This window comes from Planktothrix sp. PLAVEN19ND, assembly GCF_057220675.1.
Window position 1 is genome coordinate 1,259,323 of the sequence record NZ_CM170132.1, and the last position, 17,767, is coordinate 1,277,089.

The window sequence follows — 17,767 nt, forward strand, 5'->3', positions numbered from 1 at the left end:
GGTTATATGTCAGCAAGGGATTGAAGGTTTATAATTTGGGGAATTAGGGCTAAAGCCCAATAACAAATTAATTTGAATGAAAAATGGGTCATCGAGAAAAAGTTATTGTTTCACTGGGTGTAATTGCATCAATTACATCTTTGATAATTGGGATGGCAAGGACAGCTACGGTATCGGAAAAAACTATGGTGAAACCGGATTATCAGCGATTGGAGCATTTATTATTAGCAAAACAATTTACAAAAGCTGAACTACAAACCTATAGAATCATGCTGTTGGTTTTAGGAAAAAATCCGAAATATTCTGATCCAATTAAGTTAAAAAAACGAGATATTGCTAAACTTCCCTGTGAAGATTTAAGGAAAATAGAAAAAATTTGGCATCCTTATACCCAGGGAACTATTCATTTTAGAAATAAAATCATGAGTTGGCAAAATGATCAACAAAATTTAAGTTCTGCGATTATTTCCCGCTTGGATATTTGTAGAATTGAAGATATCAAAAATTCCACTGTTAAGCAGCACGGTTCCGAAAAGCAGACAATTTTTTCCTGATTTTAGTATTAGCGTTGATCAAGTTTTAGGGAAAATAGTATGATTGAGAAAATAAGACGGAGTTAGAAATAGAAACCGGGTTTTTGTTGTTAGCTTGACTTCTGCAATTAAGATTTATTGCAAAACCAGGTTTCTGGGTTGCATCGAAACTCTGTCGGTATTTGTGCGGGAGGATATAAGGAAATTAAATTGGTAAAAATTGAATATCTAAGGTTTGTTCTAAGGTATAGGGACAAACTTCGGGAAAGATTTGTTCACCGAGTTTTGTTTCTCGAATAGCTAAGGCTAATCCTAATTCATAAGCATCGGGTAAAACTTGATTCAAATAGGGCTTTAAACTGGGACTATCTTGTAATAAAAACTTAATTTGTACTCGTTGTTCTCGAATTGTTCCTAACCAGCTATTGGTTCGTTTATTAGGTTGAAATTGCCATTTTAATAAATGTCCTAAGAGAATCCCTAATCTATTTCTAAGTTCTTGCCGTTCTTTCCTGCCCAAAGCTTCTATTTCCTCAATTAAATTTAGATGATCTAACTGTTGCCATTGTTTAGTTTTAAGCAAATTAACTTGATTTTGAATCCAACCATAAAAATCGGTTTCATATAAATCCGTCATATTTCCTCCTTTATTTTGATGAATTGATCCCTTTAAACCTTTCTTTTGCTGTGCTAAAAGCCTCTTTCATCACCGCTTGAATTTTTTGCGAATCAGGTTTTTTCCCTCCCATTAAATCCCCGAAATAAACACAAGCTCCTTCCCCTAATGCCCAAGTATAGGCGGCAGCCCAAGACGCAGCAATAACACTCCCAAAACCGGGGATAAATTTAATTAGTTCCCGACCGATCATTTGGGCGAAAAACCCTCCAGCGATCGCACTAACTAAACCTCCAGCTTGAGAAATATTTAAGATTTTTCCATAGAGATTTCCTAATAACACCACTAGAGAAACTTGTAAGGCTGTTAAGACAGGCATAGTGGCAAAAGGAAGGGGAACTGCTGCAACGGTCGCCGCCATAATACTAAAGGCTAAAATATACCGTCGTCCCACATCTCGATAGATGTTTCCCAGTTGATTATTAACCTCTCCATTTAATAATTCATGAATCGTTCGAGCTTCGGCTTCAGGAAGCAAATCAGCCAAGGTATCTCGTAGAGATTCTAAGCCATAAAGTACAGGATTATAACCATCTTCTTCCAGGGTAAAATCAATTAAAACCGCCTGATCATACAAGCCTTTAAACGCCATTTTCAAGGCTGAAAAAGCCCGAATAATATCCTCAAAATCCGGGGGATAAATCGGATGATTTTCAGTTTGGGGCGGATAAATTTCATGGAGGCAAGTAACCACTAATAGACAGGGAATATTAGGATAGGTTTTGCGTAAGCTTTCGGCAATTGTGCGGAGGGTATCGGTAGCAAAATCATTGATTTTAACCGTTAAAATTAGAACCCTAGCTCCTTGACTTTCTTTCTGCAAATCGCCGATTAATTCTTCAATTATGATGGAAGTATCTTGGTTGATATCTCCTAAACCAACGGTATCTTTAAAAATGAGTAAAGGTAAATCATTAGACGGATAAGCATAACGTTCTGTATTTTGGGTATGGGGCCGAAATCCTTGACCAATAATTTCGGCTGAAACTCCCGTTAATCCCCGAACAATTGAGCTTTTACCCGCTTGAGGTTTACCAATTAATAGGGCTTCTGTCGTGGGGAGTTCTGCCCGAATTGTTTCTAAAATCTCAGCAATTTGTGTTTCATTGACATTAAACCATTGGACAAAGGTTTTAGCGATTCGGTCAGTGGGGAATAGTCTTTTTAATTGTTGGGTTGTCCGACGCCAACCCCCATTGATCCGAGGGAGATTAGCCGATGTCGGTTGATTAGAGGGTTGGGTATCCGGGGTTTCAGTCATAGGTTGGATCTGATATTTTCCAAATAGAGCTAATCGGTTTAATATTAATAGTATGCTAATGGTAGCGTACTTGTTTACAAGTAGTGTTAATGTTGAGGTAGCATAATTTAATTATACTCATGGTAACAAAGAATATCAGAGCCGTTACTTACGTTCCACCGGACTATCATAAAAAACTGCGTCAGTACATGAAACGGCACAACTTAACTGAAAGTGCCGCTTTAGTTCAGATGATTAAACAGTTCTTTGATGGGGAACAACCTCAATTCAATTCTGAATTAAAAACTGAGGTCGAAGAAATTGTACAAGAGCAACTGAAACTGTTCAAAGAAGATATTGATCTTTTAAAAGATCAAATGTCTTTAATGCAGCAGTTATTAGACAAAAAAAACTCCAGCGAAACTAACCGTCGATCCTCAAATTCTGTGAATAGTAATCATCCCAGAAGTTTATTGAGGTTAACACCAAAAACAGAGGAAGAACTCACTCGTCGCTTAGGGGTAAATACAGGAAATGTTGCCAAAGAATTTTCTAAAGGTGCAGAACATTTTAGTCATTGGAGTCAACAAAAAGATCCCAGTGGTATTGGTTGGCACAGACGGGGCGATGGTTTGTACTATCCTGTCTAAATAATCACATCATACTCGCATTTTTTTCTGATAACCTGCTACCACTAGGAATATTAAATTATGAGTTGTTTGAATGATTAGGGTGTAGCCAAAGTTTAGGGTTTGCACCCTGATCAACTAAACCTTATAATTGCCTTAAAAGATTAATTTGTGGTCAAAATCCTTTGATTTTAGGTAACACCATAACTGATTATTAATCCTCTATTTCTACCCAAACCGTAACCGCAGCAACAGCAATCAACATTTCATCATTTTTGTCTTGAAATTCTTCAATTGCCCGTCCCTGTACCACCATTCCCCCATTTTCAACGGTAAGAGTTTTCTGTCCAAAGGGTAAAACCGCCAACACTTCTTCAGTTCTAACTTGTTCGGGATAGGGAACGGCCACTTGCACTTCTACAATCATTTGATTCGGATGATCTAACCCGGCAACTTCCCAAATTCCGGGTAAAGCATTATGGGCAATCGCATTTCTCACCGCCCTGGCGGCGGCAATGGTGGGCTCCTGTCCGTGTTGATCCACACCCATTCCCATTTCAATCACAAATCGTTTTTTAGCCATAATTTTTTCGGTTATTTCTAACTGTATGTTAGGGTGATTTAGTAGATAGTATACTACGGAAAAGCTGATTAATTTTTTGAGGATTTTAATGACTAATCGCTTGAGTCGTATAGTCGGAAGAATCCTCGTCGGAGGTCATTTCTAAACCTTCAACCCCCACATTCATTTGAGTCATTTCCACATCTCCAAAAATCGTAGCAAAAGCTGTATCGGCTGCATCTCGTCCCGTGCCTATTTTAATTAATCCATTGCGGGGTGCTAAACGGGTTGCATCAAATAAATACCAGCGATCGCCTAAATAGGCTTCAAAATAAGCATGAAAATCCGGTGGTTGCAGTTTATAAGCATAACCCGAGGAAAACCGAGCCGGAATATTTAACGCTCGACAAAAGGCAATTCCTAGATGGGCAAAATCTCGACAAACTCCCGCCCGTTCGGTTACCGTATCAAAAGCTGAAGTATGTTGATCACTACTCCCCGATAAATAAATGACATTATCATAAATCCAATTACAAATTGCCGTAACTCGAGAATAATCGGGCAGTAAATAACCAAATTCCGATTGAGCCAAGCGCATTAATCGATCGGATTGACAATAGCGACTCGGATAAATATATTGTAGGATTTCTAAAGGAAGTTGAGCAATCGGAACTTCATGAATCGTTGTGGGATTTGTTTCTTCATAAATCACATTAACAATAGCTTGATAGGATAGGCAAAAGGTTCCCGAAGATACATTCATCCGCAGATAACGATTGCCTAAAACCGGATTCAAATATTCCTCATAATAGAGATTGGGCTCTAATTTTAGAGATTCTTCTAGGATCTGTTGATTGCGAGTTTTAGCAACATTGACATTAAAAATAAATGTACTATAATCCCTGACTTCATACTCTAATTGACAACCGACTTTAAATTTCATATTTCCCTACCTCTTAACTAACTTGAGTCGATATCGATATAACGCCACCGGATGACCACTCGCCGCAAAGAAATTGGGATCTTTAGGGGATAAATAAACCGCCGTCACTTGATCAGCAACAATTGACTGAACTTCAGACTTTGATTCTGTTTTTTCAAATTCTGCTTGGTAACCAGTGGTTGTTTCAACTTCATTCAAATAAATTTGAGAGGAACTTTCAAACAATTGTTGACTGATTTCTGTTGCAATAAACCGATCCTCACTGGGAATTTCACTACTTCGACCCGTCACCGTTGAAGTTAATTCCAGATTTCCAGGTAAAACCGTAAGTTGACGATTAGGATTAGTTGGATCGATCCTAACCGATAAAATCCCATTTTCTCCCAAAGTTGCCTTGCCAATATTAAAGCTATTAAAAGCGCGATCGCCCACTATCTTAAGAGAGATTTTATCATTATTTTCTGAGTCTAAACCTAGTTGTGGAAAAAATAAAGTTAGGGGAAAAATCTGTAACTTAGGTAAGGATTCCACCCGTTTAAACCGAACCTGAAACTGAAGCGGTTGATTCAGAAATTCGGAACCATTTTTAAACCCAGGAGTGGTAATTTTAGGCGCGAGGGGAGCCACTTTATCTACTAACGTACTCGTCACCTCCCATTCCCCCTCCATCCATGCGGGATAATATAAATCTTCCTTCACCGCTTGTACCATCGGTTTATGATTCCAATTGGGAAACGCCGACAAACGGTCTGCCAACTGTCCCGCTTGAGCTTGGGTTTCTCCAACGATTAAACCCACAATTAAACTAAAAATCAGAATTAATTTTTTCATTTTTTTATAAGGAATAGGAAACATATAATCTGTAGGGGCGAGGTTTTCTCGCCCAAAACCATAGCCGTTTTTAAACATCCCAAAATTTGGATGATTAATCCTACAAACTTTCCAGGGGAGTTGGTTCCCAAACTTCCCCATATTGTTCTTTTAAACCTTGCCAATTTTCCACCTGTCCTGGCTCATATTCTCCGGGTTTTCCCCATTGTAAAAAGGCACTTAACGCTACTTCATTTTGTTCATTCAGGAACCGAATAGCATAGGTAGTAAAATTGCCCCGTTTCGCTTCTCCGGTTTCAAATTTTACCTGTTTAATATGATCCATATTTAGATGAAATTCAAAACCCTCGGTGTGCATATTCGCATATTTTCCTTTGGGTAATTCTGCATAAAATAGTTTTTCAATCTTTCCCCGTACTTCTAATACAGCCGAACTACTGGTTACAATTAACCGTAAGGTTCCTAAACTTTCACAATCTTCTAAAAACGCTTTGAGATTACCCATGGTTCAAGTTCCCAATTTAATTAGTTTTTAAGACTTAATTTTACTAGATTTTTGGGAACTTCAACTTAAATCTTTTTGAGATATATTTTTACTTAGGCTTTTCATGCTTTTCATAAGCCGCCACAATCCTCTGTACCAAGGAATGACGCACCACATCCGCTTGAGAAAATTCACAAAACGCAATTCCCTCAACATTTTTTAATATTTTTAAAGCCGTTGTTAATCCCGATGTTTGATTGGGTAATAAATCCGTTTGGGTAATATCTCCGGTGACCACCATTCGAGAACCAAACCCTAAGCGAGTTAATACCATTTTCATCTGACCCGGGGTAGTATTTTGGGCTTCATCTAAAATCACAAAGGAATTGTTTAACGTCCGACCCCGCATATAAGCAATGGGAGCCACTTCAATTACCCCGCGTTCCATTAAATTTGCCGTTTTTTCCGGGTCAATTAATTCATAAAGGGCATCATATAATGGTCGTAAATAGGGATTAACTTTTTGTTGTAAATCTCCAGGTAAAAACCCCAATCTTTCCCCAGCTTCCACCGCCGGGCGAGTTAAAATTAACCGTTCATACTGATCAGATAATAGGGCTTGTAACGCTAAAATTGCCGCCAAATAGGTCTTTCCTGTTCCCGCCGGGCCAATACAAAAGACTAAATCATTGCTACGCATCGCCTGGATATATTGGCGTTGACGAAAAGTTTTTGCCCGAATTTCTACTCCTCGCCTGGTCTTCGCCAAAACATCACGCTGAATATCTTTAAAAACATCCTCTTGATGAGTATTAATTGCATGGCGCGCCGTCAGGATATCCACAGAACTAATCGGTTTTCCATCTTTCCATAACTCGCTCAAAGATGTAACTAATTTTTGACACAATTGAATCTGACTGGCGGTACCACTGATTAGCAATTCCTGTCCTCGCATAACTAGTTCAGCCCCCGTTTGTTGAGATAGAACTTTAAGATTATCTTCTTGATAACCAGAAAGCGCCATGGCACTTTCCATACTGGGTAACCCAAGGGTGAATCGCTCAGTCATTAGATATTACAAAATTGGTTTTTTTGGTACTAATTTTCAAGACTTAAAAGTTGGGTAAAAAGGTATAAAGTATAAATATAGCTAAAATATGATGACTTTTATTATAAAAATTGAAAACCAAATTACCACTACCCATTCGCAATTCGTAATTCGTAATTCGTAATTCGCAAGAGAAGACGTTGGGCAAAATTGTTAGGGTTGGTTAAACCCAATTCTGCCCAACAGGAGAAAACTAATCCAACGACTTAACCCGCCTTGAGCAATGGTTAGGGCTTCACTGCTAAGAACAAAATTAAGATCACCTCATTCTTCATATCTTCGGTTCAAACGAGGCTTAGAAGGGGCTGAACGGACTGGACGAGCTTGATCCGAATATTGACCAGGGGAGCGCTGATTAAAGCTCTCCCTGGGTTCCCTAGGACTCGCGGGCTCATCGGACTCGCCATTGTTGTAGATATCCAAATAGACCGTTTCACCAGAAGATGCAGCCAGGGCCGTTAAAACCATCCGAATCGCTTGAATATTGCGTCCTCCGCGACCATAAACCCGTCCCTTATCTTCGGCTTCTACAGCTAACCGAATCCAAGTTCTGCGTATGCTAGAAAAACGTTCACAATCGACCTTCAGGGATTCTGGAAATTCCAAAAACGGCTTGAGTAAAAACCGCACCAGTTCGTCATAACTGGGACTAGACTGCGGATTCTGCGACAGTGGCTTCGGGTTGGACTCCAGACTTGAGTAGTTCAAAAACATTTTCTTTTCTCAGGATGTCACGCACAGTATCAGTCGGTTGTGCCCCTTGCTGTAGGCGACGGATAATGCCAGCCTTATCCAATCGAACTTCGTCGGTTCTGGGATTGTAGAAGCCCAGTTCTTCTAGGGGACGACCATCTCGGCGAGACAAACTATTCATCGCCACAATGCGGTAACTAGCTTCCCGCTTTTTTCCGAATCTCTTTAAACGCAGTTTGATCATTATTGATGCAAAACACTTCTCTATGGATTGTAAGCTATTTTTCAACAACCGAGTCATTTGTTTGGGATAAACTTTAGCCAACACTTGCTGTATGGGCGATTCACCCCTCAAAACGACTCAAACCGTCAGAAATATTATGCCATCACCCATTCTATCCCACTGGATTGACCTTAAAAAAAATAGTCGTAAATTTCTATTCCCCGCTTTGGGTATTGTTGCCCTAATCTTGATTTTACAGATCGGGAAACATTTCCGTACCCCGACCCCGCCCAAAAACTCATCCGTTTATCAACCCCTAACCGAAATTCCCGCCACCGCCCAAAAAGTCACCGTTGGGGTTTTTGCTCAAAATATTTATGAACTGAATGCTTCGAGCAATACTTATTATCTGGATTTCTATTTATGGTTACGTTGGAAAGGCAAAATTGACCCCATTGCTAACTTAGAATTTATGAACGGTGTTGAAGACTGGGGAAGAATCATCGAGCCCGCCTATCCCGAACCCAAAAAACTCAAAGATGGCAGTTTATATCAAATTATGCGGGTAGAAAGTCGATTTCGAGAACCCTTTGAATTTTCCCGTTATCCCCTAGATGAACAACGGTTAGGGGTAACAATTGAAAATGCCGTTTATCCATTAAATCAGTTAGTCTATGTCGCAGATACAAAAGAATCCGGTTATGCTGCGGATTTAACTGTTCCCGGATGGAAAATTAGAAATTCTCAAATTCTGAGTTTATCCCATCCCTATCCCTCTAATTTTGGTGATTTAGACGAAGGAAAAAATAACTCGATTTATTCTACCCTGCGGTTTGAAATGCACATTTCCCGTCCCCTGAGTTTCTTTACCTGGAAATTATTACTCCCGTTATTTGTAGTTTTGTTTTCTAGTTGGGGTTCTTTATTACTTTATCCCATCTATATTGACTCTCGAATTATTCTTCCCGTCACCGCTTTATTAACGATTGTATTTCTGCAACAGTCCTATTCCGATGCTTTACCTGATGTTGGGTATTTGGTTTTATTAGATAAAATCTATGCCTTAGTCTATGTTTTAATTATTGCCGGGATTTTAGAAACTATTATTACCGCAGATTGGATCAAAAGTGAACATCCCGAATCCATTGTCCGAGTCAAAAAAATTGACCGATGGTTTTTAATCGCAAATATCGTGATTTTATCGGGGGGAATGATCCTGTTTTTGCTATTTTAAAATCAAGGATTATATCGGTTGGGTTTCTCGACATTTAACCCAACCCTGTTTTTCTGTTAGTTTGATTTTATTACAGATTAGTTACAAATTCAATCATTTATTCTATGACTCGGTTATAATTTATTATTGAATCAAGTTTAACCCGTAAAATTGCTATGACTCCCACTCCTATAACTTTGGATGACCAGCACCTCAAAGAACTGCTTAAACAAGCGATTCGAGAACTAATTCAAGAAGATCAAGAACTATTATCTGACTTACTCAGTGAGATTATAGAAGATATTGCTTTAGCTAATGCAATTAAGCAAGGAGAAACAACAGAAACCGTGAGTCGAGATACAATTTTTAACCTTTTAGATCAAAACCATGAAAGTTAAATTCAAGAACAGTTTTGAGAAAGATATTAATAAAATTAAAGATCGGAATTTATTAGCAGCAATCAAAATGATTATTGAACAAGTAGAAACAGTTAGTCAAATGATTGAAATTAAAAATATTAAAAAACTTCAATTCGATGGCAACTATTATCGAATTAGAGTAGGTGACTACAGGATTGGTATTGCTTTAGAACAAGATACTGTAATTTTTATCAGAGTTTTACAAAGAAAAGAAATCTATCGTTTTTTTCCTTAGACATTATATATAAATGTATCTAAATTGCTGTTTCTTGTTCTTTTAATGCTTGTTCAATTTCTTCAGAATACGCTTCTGCATAAACCCAAATATTCAAGAAATCAGCTTTATCCTGTTATCCGTCCTATTTCTCAATGATTTGAGTTAAAATGCGATCGCTTATTCTTCATCCGCCAAATAATCAACCCTTAAAACCACTTCTAAATTAAACGGACATTCATCAGGAAAAACACTAACTTTTAATTGAGTTTCTGTTGCTGCATCCTGACGCGCATCTTGATAACATTCTGCAAAAATTTCTTGACCATATCCCCTTAAACTGGGACTATCTTTAAACAAAATTAATAAACGTCGTCGATGCTCAACAATTGTACTCCTCCAACTTCGAGATCGTTTATTCGGTTGATATTTATATTTAAGTAAGTGCATTAACAACACTGTTAAATTACTTTGAACAGAGCGTTTCTCACTCCTCCCCATACTTTCTAACTCGGCAATTAAATTTTGAAGATCAATCTCTTGAAATTGGTTATGATGTAATTGTTCTATAGTTTTATGAATCCATAAATAATAATCTTGGTCATAAAGGGTTAATTGATTTAGATGTGCTTTTACAATTTTGTGCATGATATTCGCTCAACTTTATTTTTAACTTTATTATACTAACTTTTTTCTGATTAAGCTCCCCTGCTGAACAGTTGTTTTTTAGCTTCTTCTAGCAAGGCAATAATTTGTTCTCTACTAACAGTGGGAAATCCATCTAAAAAATCATCAATAGACTCTCCCGCTTCTAAATAGTCAAATAGCGTTTGTATGGGAACTCTTGTACCTAGAAATACTGGAGTTCCTCCCATGATTTCCGCAGATGTACCAATCACCGAGAAATTCTTAGACATAGGGGTTATGAATTAGTTAATATTAATCGTTTAGATAGAGATTTATTTTCTAGTTTAACTATTTTTATCGGGATTGAGTGCGATCGCTTACAATTAAACTAACTCCATCCTCTTTCATCCGGTCTAAATCATCAGCAATAAAAATAAACCCGATTTCTTCAAGAAATCAGGTTTATGAAATCACTAATATTTGATGATTAATTAACTAATTGCCAATTTTAGGCGCGGTCACGGAGAGGAATTTCCATCTACTCGGTTTAACTTCTGGCGTTTTTTGCGCTAAAGTCGGAACAGAATTACGAATTAATGCCGTCAACTGTGTGGTGGTCGAATCATAGACTTGAGTTAATATTTTGGGATATAATCCAATCCCAATAATCGGCACCAATAAACAGGCAATGATGAACACTTCCCGGGGTTCGGCATCTACCAGTTTTTCGTTTTTAACTAACTCTTTATTCTCGGGGCCGTAGAGAATTTCACGCAACATCGACAGCAGATAAATTGGAGTTAAAACCACTCCAATGGCGGCTAATAAAATCACAATGACTTTAAAAGTTGGGTTATAGGCATCGCTAGTGGCAAACCCAATAAACACCATTAATTCAGCCACAAATCCACTCATTCCAGGTAAGGCTAGGGAAGCCATACTGCAAGCTGTCCACATGGCGAAGACCTTTTTCATCTTGACGCCAACCCCACCCATTTCATCCAACATCAAGGTATGGGTGCGGTCGTAGGTACAGCCGACTAAAAAGAATAAACTCGCCCCAATTAACCCGTGGGAAACCATTTGTAACATCGCCCCACTCATGCCAATATCGGTGAAGGATGCCATCCCAATTAATACAAACCCCATATGGGAAATTGAGGAATAGGCGATTTTGCGTTTGAGGTTTCTTTGGGCAAAGGAAGTGAAAGCGGCATAGACAATATTTACCACCCCCAAAATCACTAAAATCGGGGCAAAAGTCGCATGGGCATCGGGTAACATTCCGACGTTCATTCTTAGTAAGGCATATCCCCCCATTTTTAACAGAATGCCTGCGAGTAACATATGGGCGGGGGCGGTAGCTTCTCCATGGGCATCGGGAAGCCAAGTATGCAGGGGGAAAATCGGTAATTTCACCCCATAGGCAATGAGAAACCCACCATATAATAACAGTTGTAAATTTAGGGGATAGTGTTTAGAAGCGATCGCCTGCATATCAAAAGTGACCGTATCCCCAAAGAAGGCCATGGCTAAAGCCCCGACCAGGATAAAAAGAGAACCTCCGGCTGTATAAAGAATAAATTTTGTAGCAGCATAGAGGCGTTTTTTCCCACCCCAAATTGATAGAATTAGGTAAACCGGAACTAATTCCAATTCCCAAACTAAAAAGAACAGCAACATATCCTGTACCGCAAAGACAGCAATCTGTCCGCCGTACATTAATAACATCAGAAAATAGAATAATTTGGGTTTGAGGGTGACCGGCCAAGCGGCTAAAGTCGCTAAAGTGGTGATAAATCCGGTCAAAATAATTAAGGGCATGGATAACCCATCGGCTCCCACCGACCAATTTAAGTCTATTTGGGGAACCCAAGCATATTTTTCTACCAGTTGTAACCCTGGGGTCTGAAAATCGTATCCCGTATTAAAGCCATAAATCAGGATAGCAAAATTGATTAGCCCCACAATTAAAGCGTACCATCTCACCGTTTTTCCATCTTTATCAGGAATAATTGGAATCAGTAAGGCGGCGATAATGGGAAATAAGATGGTAATTGTTAGCCAGGGAAAATGTTCCATAGATCAAGCACTAAATGAAGGAATTAAAATTAAGCTACAATCAGTTAGCACGTCTAACCACTGTTAACTGGTAGGGGCAGGTTCCATTAGATATTTGTTAATTATATAAATCTTGATGAACCCGCCCCTACAAATGATAACTGATGAATTTACCCAGTAATTCCTGAGAAGACCACGAAGCCGAGAACGGCTACAAATACAATCAGGGCGTAGAATTGGGCACGACCATTTTCGAGGTATTTTAAGCCTTCTCCGGTGACTAAGGTGACTAACCCGGTGAGGTTAACGGCTCCATCGACAACCCGATAGTCTACTTCCATCACTTGTCGTGCTAATCGACGACTTCCCCGAACAAATAGCACCTCGTTAATATCATCCAGATACCATTTGTTCTTAGAAAAATTGTAAAGGGCTGGGTATTTTGTAGCGATCGCCACGGGGTCAATTTTACCCGCCAAATACATTAAATAGGCGACACTAATTCCAATTAAAGCAATACCAACGGAACTTCCCGCCATAATCAAAAATTCCGTTAATTCAAATTCCGCCAAATGTTCTTGAACCTGTTTCAAACTTTCCCCGGGGGCGTGGATAAACAGTTCAAAAATATTATTAAACGGAGTCCCCACTAACCCAATAAATACCGAAGGAACCGCTAAAACCATTAACGGTAAAATCATCGTAATCGGGGATTCATGGGGATCGTGGCTATGGCCGTGATCATGATCGTCTTCGAGTTCCTCGGGATTCATCGCCCCAGGGCCAAAGGCAAATTGAGGGCCATTAGCTTCCGTTAACAGATTTTGTTGAATGGTGGTGTCATTCCCTCGGAATTTGCCTTCAAAGGTCATGAAATACATTCGGAACATATAAAAGGCAGTCATTCCGGCCGTTAACCAGCCGACTAACCATAATATCGGGTTGGCGGCAAAGGCATTACTGAGAATTTCATCCTTTGACCAGAAACCCGCAAAGGGAGGAATACCGCAAATCGCTAAAGTTCCCACCAGGAAACAGGCGGAGGTCACGGGCATATATTTGCGTAACCCGCCCATCAGACGCATATCCTGGGCTAGAACGGGTTCATGGCCGACCACAGCTTCCATCCCGTGAATCACCGAACCCGAACACAGGAATAACATGGCTTTAAAATAGGCGTGGGTCATCAGGTGGAATAGTCCGGCACTGTAAGCTCCAACTCCCATGGCCATCACCATGTAACCCAGTTGGGAAATCGTCGAATAGGCTAACCCTTTTTTAATGTCATTTTGGGTGAGGGCGATAGTGGCCCCCAAGAATGCCGTAAAACATCCGGTAAAGGCAATAATATTCATCACTATCGGCAACCCTTCAAATACAGGGTACATCCGAGCCACTAAAAACACTCCGGCGGCCACCATCGTGGCGGCGTGAATTAAAGCAGAAATTGGGGTTGGGCCTTCCATGGCATCGGGAAGCCAAACGTGCAGGGGGAATTGGGCCGACTTAGCCACCGGGCCCAGAAAAACTAATACTCCTAATAAAGTGGCTAAAATCACACTCAGGGAACCCGTTTCTACCGCTTGTTCCAAGCGTTCCCCCATTAAGTCAAAATCAAAGGTATTGGTAGCCCAATAGATGCCTAATATTCCTAAGAGTAAACCGAAGTCACCAACCCGGTTGGTGACAAAGGCCTTCTGGCAAGCATCGGCCGCGGGTTTGCGATCGTACCAGAACCCAATTAACAGGTAGGAACACATCCCCACCAGTTCCCAGAAAATATAAACCTGAATCAAGTTCGGGCAAATCACCAGCCCTAACATTGAAGAACTAAATAAACTCAGATAGGCATAAAAGCGTACATATCCGGGGTCATGATTCATGTAACCATCGGTGTAGATCATGACCAGGAAGGCAACGGTCGCCACAATTGCCAGCATCACCGTCGCTAGATGGTCAATGGTATAACCCATTGTTAGTCTAAAGTCTCCAGCCGCTGCCCAGTCAATAATATAGGTGTAGGGAGCATGACCGCTGAGTTGACTCCAAAGCAGGGCAAAAGATAAGACCATGGATGCCCCTAAGGTTGAGACGAGGAAGGTTGAACAAACTTGTCTCAAATTGTTAGTGGCGGTGTTGAAGGAAATCAGCCCAATTCCAACCAGGGTTGCACCTAATAGGGGCAACACGGGAATTAACCAGGCGTATTGATAGAGAGGTTCCATAACTATGTCAACTTTATAGTTCTTAATGAACTTGCCAAAACTGTTGATAATTTTGACATAGAGTATGAACCTTATGAGTAAAAATTCCTGAAATCTTTCTTAGGAAGTCACCGAAACCGTAAATTTAGGACTACGTTCGGGGGATTGTATCATACACAAATCCCCCTGGTTCTAGGCTCGTAGCCAATGTCAATTTCTTTGTATCTTTTCTGCTCCACTAAGAATTAACACAGATGAGATGACATTTGAGCAACCCTGACTACTGCTTGAAAAAATTCCTTTAGAAAATTGTTAAATATTATTTCAAAACCCTCAAACTAGCAACGCTAACAATCGGATAATTAAGGGTGATGTTCCCCCATCTCCTTAATTATCAATAAAAAAACAACGATAAAACCCGGCAAAAAATTCAAGAATATCAAGGAATCATCAATGAGTTGAAAACTTGTAATGTCTAGTTGTTGATGACATGATCGCTAAACAATAAAAAATCTCAGTTATCACAAAAGGAAATAAATTGTGACCTTGAAATTATTCCTAAGTGTAAATATTTGAAGCATTCATAATTTCTGGCTTCTTGAAATAAGTCTTTATACTCGGCACAATATTCATCTATGATGGCAACTGTTGGCTGAGCCTCTCTCGCCAAATGCTTCAGGATTTGTAATTCTACATCCATTACCCCACCTATCTTGTAGAGTTTGATCTTTTGATTCTTCTATATTATTATACTTGGAGAATAACAAAAGAGGGATAAAGCCCGATTTTCGGACTTTATTTTGAGAAAACATTCATTTCCATTAACCATGAACACCCTTGTATCTAATTGTCCCCCAAAACTAGATTGTTGCGATCGCCAAACCCTCCTCAATTATTTTCATGATGCTTGGCAATCGGTTCACCCAGTCCCGTCGGAATGTTAGAAACTGCCAAAAGTTATTCTGGACTCTATGATTTGCGAGGTAATGTTTGGGAATGGTTGAGTGATAATTTAAACCCCTTTTGTGGATATGAACCTCATTTTCTTTATGAAGACAATTCTGCCATCTTTTTTGATACCCAACATCAAATGATGTTAGGAGGATGTTGGATTACAAACTGTACAGAAGCGTTAAAATATTAACGCAATTGGTTCCAGCCAAATTTCTATCAACACGTTGGTTTTCAGATCGCTCAAGATATTTAGTTAATATAGTTATCAGTTTGTAGGGGCGGGTTCATCAAAATTTTATTAATCAACAAAGATCTGACTAAACCCGCCCTTACTTAACAGTTATCAGTTAGCAGTTATCAGTAAATAGTCTATTAAACTTTTGACTCTTACAATAAAATGAGCAACCTATTAATTATCTTGGCTGAAGTTAGCCTAGTAATCATTGTTTTTCTATTCTTGATTGGTCTGGTTAGAAATTCATCCCAACTTTTAATTAAATTTTCCCTCTTTAAAAGCAACGATTCCCGAATCAAAACCCTGCGCCAAAACATCACAAGATTGTTGGTATTAGTTGGCTTAGTGCTGTGTATTTTGATTGTCGGGGTGAATGGTTTTTTACTCTATCAAGGTGAAAATATTCAACAATATACACTCGATTTAATTAGCCGTATTCCCCCGGAATTTTGGATTAACCTCGGAATCGGTATTGGTCAAAGTATTGGTGCTGTTGTTGTAGCATTAATCGCTCTTAAACTGCTGAAATATTGGCTAAAAATAGCCAGCACTCGTGCCAAAAACATCGAAAGAAGCACCGCCGATGATGAAAGTATTGATGCTTTTTTTACCGCCCTTTATCAAAGAATCCGAGGCGGAATATGGCTGTGGGTAATCATTTCCTGTACTCAATTTCTCAAATTACCCGCCATCGTTTCTGAATATCTCTATATCGCACTACGGATCTATCTGATTATAGCAGTCGGATTACTGGTTTTAAAAGCCGCCGCCGCCATTGTCGATACCCTAGATGTTCTCACCCTCAAATACTCTAACTCGGATAACCTGTTGCGATTTTATGCTCGTCTGCAACACCTTATACCTTTATTAAAACGGTGTCTGGAATTTGTCATCTATGTTTGCATCGCCACATTAGTAACACAACAGATCCAATTAATCGCCCAACTTTCTACTTTTGGTCTACGAATTATTAAAATTATTGCCCTAATCTTCTTGAGTCAGGTGTTATTTGAAGTTGTTCACTTATTGATTGAAGAAGTGGTATTTAAAGAGCAGAATTTGACAGACATCCAAAGAAGTAGACGCTTAACATTGATTCCGTTGTTTCGGAGTTTATTGCAATATTTAATATATTTCACCGTTGGAATTTTCATTCTTTATACCCTTGATATTAATCCCACTCCCATATTAGCGGGTGCGGGGATTGTCGGTATTGCTATCGGTTTAGGAGCCCAGACCCTAATTAACGATATCGTCAGTGGGTTTTTTATTCTGTTTGAAAACTACTATTTAGTGGGTGATTATGTTGAGTTGAGAAAAGCTGAAGAAACAACAGTAGAAGGGATTGTTGAAGCCATTGAACTCAGAACAACCCGCATCCGACATCCCAATGGTCAATTACAAATTATTCGCAATGGCGATATGGGTTCCATTACCAATTACTCCAAACAATATGTTTTTGCCGTAGTAGATGTTAGCGTCCCTTATGATTCTAATTTAGCTTATATTTATCAAGTCATTGAGGAGGTAGGACAACAGTTAAAAGCCAATTCTACAGATATACTGGAACCCACACAAATTGATGGCGTAGAAAATCTGAGCGAGTCTAACTTATTGTTACGAACATTAACCAAAGTTAAGCCCGGAAAACATCTTCAGATTCAGCGGATTTTGCGAAAGAATTTTATGGATACCTTGTTAAAGGAAGGGATTCTACTTCCGGCTCACCCTGAAAGTAGTGAAGACTAATTTAGCATGATTGGGGGGTGTTATAAATCTTAAAATATAGCGATCAATTTTGTAGTATGATTATTCGCAGGAACGACAATCACTAATCTAGTCCTGCATAAAGATCACAAAGATTGGCATTAGCTAACCCAAAATAGTATCCCACCTCGGTAATTTTGTCCCAAATTTA

Annotated in this window: 20 protein-coding genes and 1 pseudogene; 7 read left to right on the top strand and 14 right to left on the bottom strand. The window is 39.2% G+C overall.

Going from position 1 to position 17,767, the window contains the following annotated elements; all coding sequences use genetic code 11:
- Positions 1-83: 83 nt before the first annotated feature.
- On the top strand, positions 84-554 hold the full coding sequence (locus tag AC2D3N_RS05460; RefSeq protein WP_079679170.1) for a GUN4 domain-containing protein: 471 nt from the start codon (positions 84-86) through the stop codon (positions 552-554).
- Positions 555-738: 184 nt separating this feature from the next.
- Here AC2D3N_RS05460 and AC2D3N_RS05465 read toward each other — a convergent pair whose 3' ends face one another.
- Positions 739-1,170, bottom strand: a complete 432-nt coding sequence (locus AC2D3N_RS05465) for a DUF29 domain-containing protein (RefSeq protein ID WP_484693026.1) — start codon at positions 1,168-1,170, stop codon at positions 739-741.
- Positions 1,171-1,180: 10 nt separating this feature from the next.
- The gene (locus AC2D3N_RS05470; protein ID WP_484693027.1) at positions 1,181-2,470 is read right to left on the bottom strand and encodes a YcjF family protein; all 1,290 of its coding nucleotides are present in this window, start codon (positions 2,468-2,470) and stop codon (positions 1,181-1,183) included.
- A gap of 119 nt (positions 2,471-2,589) precedes the next feature.
- Between AC2D3N_RS05470 and AC2D3N_RS05475 the strand changes: the two genes are divergently transcribed.
- Positions 2,590-3,099, top strand: coding sequence for a hypothetical protein (locus AC2D3N_RS05475; protein ID WP_079679175.1), 510 nt, complete (start codon positions 2,590-2,592; stop codon positions 3,097-3,099).
- A 193-nt stretch (positions 3,100-3,292) separates the two neighbouring features.
- Here the strand turns inward: AC2D3N_RS05475 and AC2D3N_RS05480 are convergent, their stop codons facing one another.
- The 7 genes from AC2D3N_RS05480 to rpsP form a co-directional block, all read right to left on the bottom strand.
- Positions 3,293-3,661: a Lin0512 family protein gene (locus AC2D3N_RS05480; RefSeq protein ID WP_484693028.1), complete on the bottom strand. Its 369-nt coding sequence runs from the start codon at positions 3,659-3,661 to the stop codon at positions 3,293-3,295.
- A gap of 85 nt (positions 3,662-3,746) precedes the next feature.
- Positions 3,747-4,583 carry a transglutaminase-like domain-containing protein gene (locus AC2D3N_RS05485; protein ID WP_484693029.1) on the bottom strand — a complete coding sequence of 279 codons (837 nt, stop codon included), beginning with the start codon at positions 4,581-4,583 and terminating at the stop codon, positions 3,747-3,749.
- A gap of 6 nt (positions 4,584-4,589) precedes the next feature.
- Positions 4,590-5,414 (bottom strand): DUF6816 family protein, encoded by an 825-nt coding sequence (locus AC2D3N_RS05490; RefSeq protein WP_484693030.1) that lies wholly within the window; start codon positions 5,412-5,414, stop codon positions 4,590-4,592.
- Between the two features lie 100 nt (positions 5,415-5,514).
- Positions 5,515-5,919, bottom strand: a complete 405-nt coding sequence (locus AC2D3N_RS05495) for a ChuX/HutX family heme-like substrate-binding protein (protein WP_079679180.1) — start codon at positions 5,917-5,919, stop codon at positions 5,515-5,517.
- Between the two features lie 88 nt (positions 5,920-6,007).
- A complete protein-coding gene (locus tag AC2D3N_RS05500; RefSeq protein ID WP_079679182.1) occupies positions 6,008-6,967 on the bottom strand; it encodes a PhoH family protein in 960 nt (319 codons plus the stop codon).
- A gap of 303 nt (positions 6,968-7,270) precedes the next feature.
- The gene (locus AC2D3N_RS05505) at positions 7,271-7,636 is read right to left on the bottom strand and encodes a KH domain-containing protein (protein ID WP_484693031.1); all 366 of its coding nucleotides are present in this window, start codon (positions 7,634-7,636) and stop codon (positions 7,271-7,273) included.
- Between the two features lie 19 nt (positions 7,637-7,655).
- Positions 7,656-7,943: a 30S ribosomal protein S16 gene (gene rpsP, locus AC2D3N_RS05510; RefSeq protein ID WP_079679590.1), complete on the bottom strand. Its 288-nt coding sequence runs from the start codon at positions 7,941-7,943 to the stop codon at positions 7,656-7,658.
- 91 nt (positions 7,944-8,034) lie between these two features.
- Between rpsP and AC2D3N_RS05515 the strand changes: the two genes are divergently transcribed.
- From AC2D3N_RS05515 to AC2D3N_RS05525, 3 genes are all read left to right on the top strand, one after another.
- Complete coding sequence (locus tag AC2D3N_RS05515; RefSeq protein ID WP_484693032.1) at positions 8,035-9,156, top strand: ligand-gated ion channel; 1,122 nt, start codon at positions 8,035-8,037, stop codon at positions 9,154-9,156.
- A 155-nt stretch (positions 9,157-9,311) separates the two neighbouring features.
- Entirely contained in the window at positions 9,312-9,533 is a 222-nt protein-coding gene (locus AC2D3N_RS05520; RefSeq protein ID WP_484693033.1) for a hypothetical protein, read from the top strand.
- A complete protein-coding gene (locus AC2D3N_RS05525) occupies positions 9,523-9,789 on the top strand; it encodes a type II toxin-antitoxin system RelE family toxin (protein WP_484693034.1) in 267 nt (88 codons plus the stop codon). Before AC2D3N_RS05520 ends, AC2D3N_RS05525 begins: the two co-directional genes overlap by 11 nt.
- A 159-nt stretch (positions 9,790-9,948) precedes the next feature.
- Here AC2D3N_RS05525 and AC2D3N_RS05530 read toward each other — a convergent pair whose 3' ends face one another.
- The 5 genes and pseudogenes from AC2D3N_RS05530 to AC2D3N_RS05550 all read right to left on the bottom strand — a co-directional run.
- The gene (locus AC2D3N_RS05530) at positions 9,949-10,416 is read right to left on the bottom strand and encodes a DUF29 domain-containing protein (protein WP_484693035.1); all 468 of its coding nucleotides are present in this window, start codon (positions 10,414-10,416) and stop codon (positions 9,949-9,951) included.
- Positions 10,417-10,466: 50 nt separating this feature from the next.
- Positions 10,467-10,685, bottom strand: coding sequence for a DUF433 domain-containing protein (locus tag AC2D3N_RS05535; protein WP_484693036.1), 219 nt, complete (start codon positions 10,683-10,685; stop codon positions 10,467-10,469).
- Between the two features lie 205 nt (positions 10,686-10,890).
- Entirely contained in the window at positions 10,891-12,477 is a 1,587-nt protein-coding gene (locus AC2D3N_RS05540; RefSeq protein WP_484693037.1) for an NAD(P)H-quinone oxidoreductase subunit 4, read from the bottom strand.
- Between the two features lie 149 nt (positions 12,478-12,626).
- Positions 12,627-14,681, bottom strand: a complete 2,055-nt coding sequence (locus AC2D3N_RS05545) for an NAD(P)H-quinone oxidoreductase subunit 5 (RefSeq protein WP_484693038.1) — start codon at positions 14,679-14,681, stop codon at positions 12,627-12,629.
- 526 nt (positions 14,682-15,207) lie between these two features.
- Positions 15,208-15,360: pseudogene (locus tag AC2D3N_RS05550) on the bottom strand (IS701 family transposase); the annotation flags it as partial.
- A 237-nt stretch (positions 15,361-15,597) separates the two neighbouring features.
- Here AC2D3N_RS05550 and AC2D3N_RS05555 point away from each other — a divergent pair.
- Together AC2D3N_RS05555 and AC2D3N_RS05560 are read left to right on the top strand one after the other, a co-directional pair.
- On the top strand, positions 15,598-15,804 hold the full coding sequence (locus AC2D3N_RS05555; RefSeq protein ID WP_484693039.1) for an SUMF1/EgtB/PvdO family nonheme iron enzyme: 207 nt from the start codon (positions 15,598-15,600) through the stop codon (positions 15,802-15,804).
- Positions 15,805-16,011: 207 nt separating this feature from the next.
- Positions 16,012-17,598: a mechanosensitive ion channel family protein gene (locus AC2D3N_RS05560; protein WP_079679191.1), complete on the top strand. Its 1,587-nt coding sequence runs from the start codon at positions 16,012-16,014 to the stop codon at positions 17,596-17,598.
- The last annotated feature ends 169 nt before the right edge of the window (positions 17,599-17,767 follow it).

Bases quoted from the DNA above. Each gene is read 5' to 3' on its own strand.
- AC2D3N_RS05520 (WP_484693033.1), top strand. From the start codon at position 9,312: ATGACTCCCACTCCTATAACTTTGGATGACCAGCACCTCAAAGAACTG.
- AC2D3N_RS05500 (WP_079679182.1), bottom strand. From the start codon at position 6,967: ATGACTGAGCGATTCACCCTTGGGTTACCCAGTATGGAAAGTGCCATG.
- AC2D3N_RS05460 (WP_079679170.1), top strand. From the start codon at position 84: ATGGGTCATCGAGAAAAAGTTATTGTTTCACTGGGTGTAATTGCATCA.
- rpsP (WP_079679590.1), bottom strand. From the start codon at position 7,943: ATGATCAAACTGCGTTTAAAGAGATTCGGAAAAAAGCGGGAAGCTAGT.
- AC2D3N_RS05485 (WP_484693029.1), bottom strand. From the start codon at position 4,583: ATGAAATTTAAAGTCGGTTGTCAATTAGAGTATGAAGTCAGGGATTAT.
- AC2D3N_RS05490 (WP_484693030.1), bottom strand. From the start codon at position 5,414: ATGAAAAAATTAATTCTGATTTTTAGTTTAATTGTGGGTTTAATCGTT.
- AC2D3N_RS05545 (WP_484693038.1), bottom strand. From the start codon at position 14,681: ATGGAACCTCTCTATCAATACGCCTGGTTAATTCCCGTGTTGCCCCTA.
- AC2D3N_RS05495 (WP_079679180.1), bottom strand. From the start codon at position 5,919: ATGGGTAATCTCAAAGCGTTTTTAGAAGATTGTGAAAGTTTAGGAACC.
- AC2D3N_RS05540 (WP_484693037.1), bottom strand. From the start codon at position 12,477: ATGGAACATTTTCCCTGGCTAACAATTACCATCTTATTTCCCATTATC.
- AC2D3N_RS05515 (WP_484693032.1), top strand. From the start codon at position 8,035: ATGGGCGATTCACCCCTCAAAACGACTCAAACCGTCAGAAATATTATG.
- AC2D3N_RS05470 (WP_484693027.1), bottom strand. From the start codon at position 2,470: ATGACTGAAACCCCGGATACCCAACCCTCTAATCAACCGACATCGGCT.
- AC2D3N_RS05530 (WP_484693035.1), bottom strand. From the start codon at position 10,416: ATGCACAAAATTGTAAAAGCACATCTAAATCAATTAACCCTTTATGAC.
- AC2D3N_RS05560 (WP_079679191.1), top strand. From the start codon at position 16,012: ATGAGCAACCTATTAATTATCTTGGCTGAAGTTAGCCTAGTAATCATT.
- AC2D3N_RS05465 (WP_484693026.1), bottom strand. From the start codon at position 1,170: ATGACGGATTTATATGAAACCGATTTTTATGGTTGGATTCAAAATCAA.
- AC2D3N_RS05480 (WP_484693028.1), bottom strand. From the start codon at position 3,661: ATGGCTAAAAAACGATTTGTGATTGAAATGGGAATGGGTGTGGATCAA.
- AC2D3N_RS05555 (WP_484693039.1), top strand. From the start codon at position 15,598: ATGTTAGAAACTGCCAAAAGTTATTCTGGACTCTATGATTTGCGAGGT.
- AC2D3N_RS05475 (WP_079679175.1), top strand. From the start codon at position 2,590: ATGGTAACAAAGAATATCAGAGCCGTTACTTACGTTCCACCGGACTAT.
- AC2D3N_RS05525 (WP_484693034.1), top strand. From the start codon at position 9,523: ATGAAAGTTAAATTCAAGAACAGTTTTGAGAAAGATATTAATAAAATT.
- AC2D3N_RS05535 (WP_484693036.1), bottom strand. From the start codon at position 10,685: ATGTCTAAGAATTTCTCGGTGATTGGTACATCTGCGGAAATCATGGGA.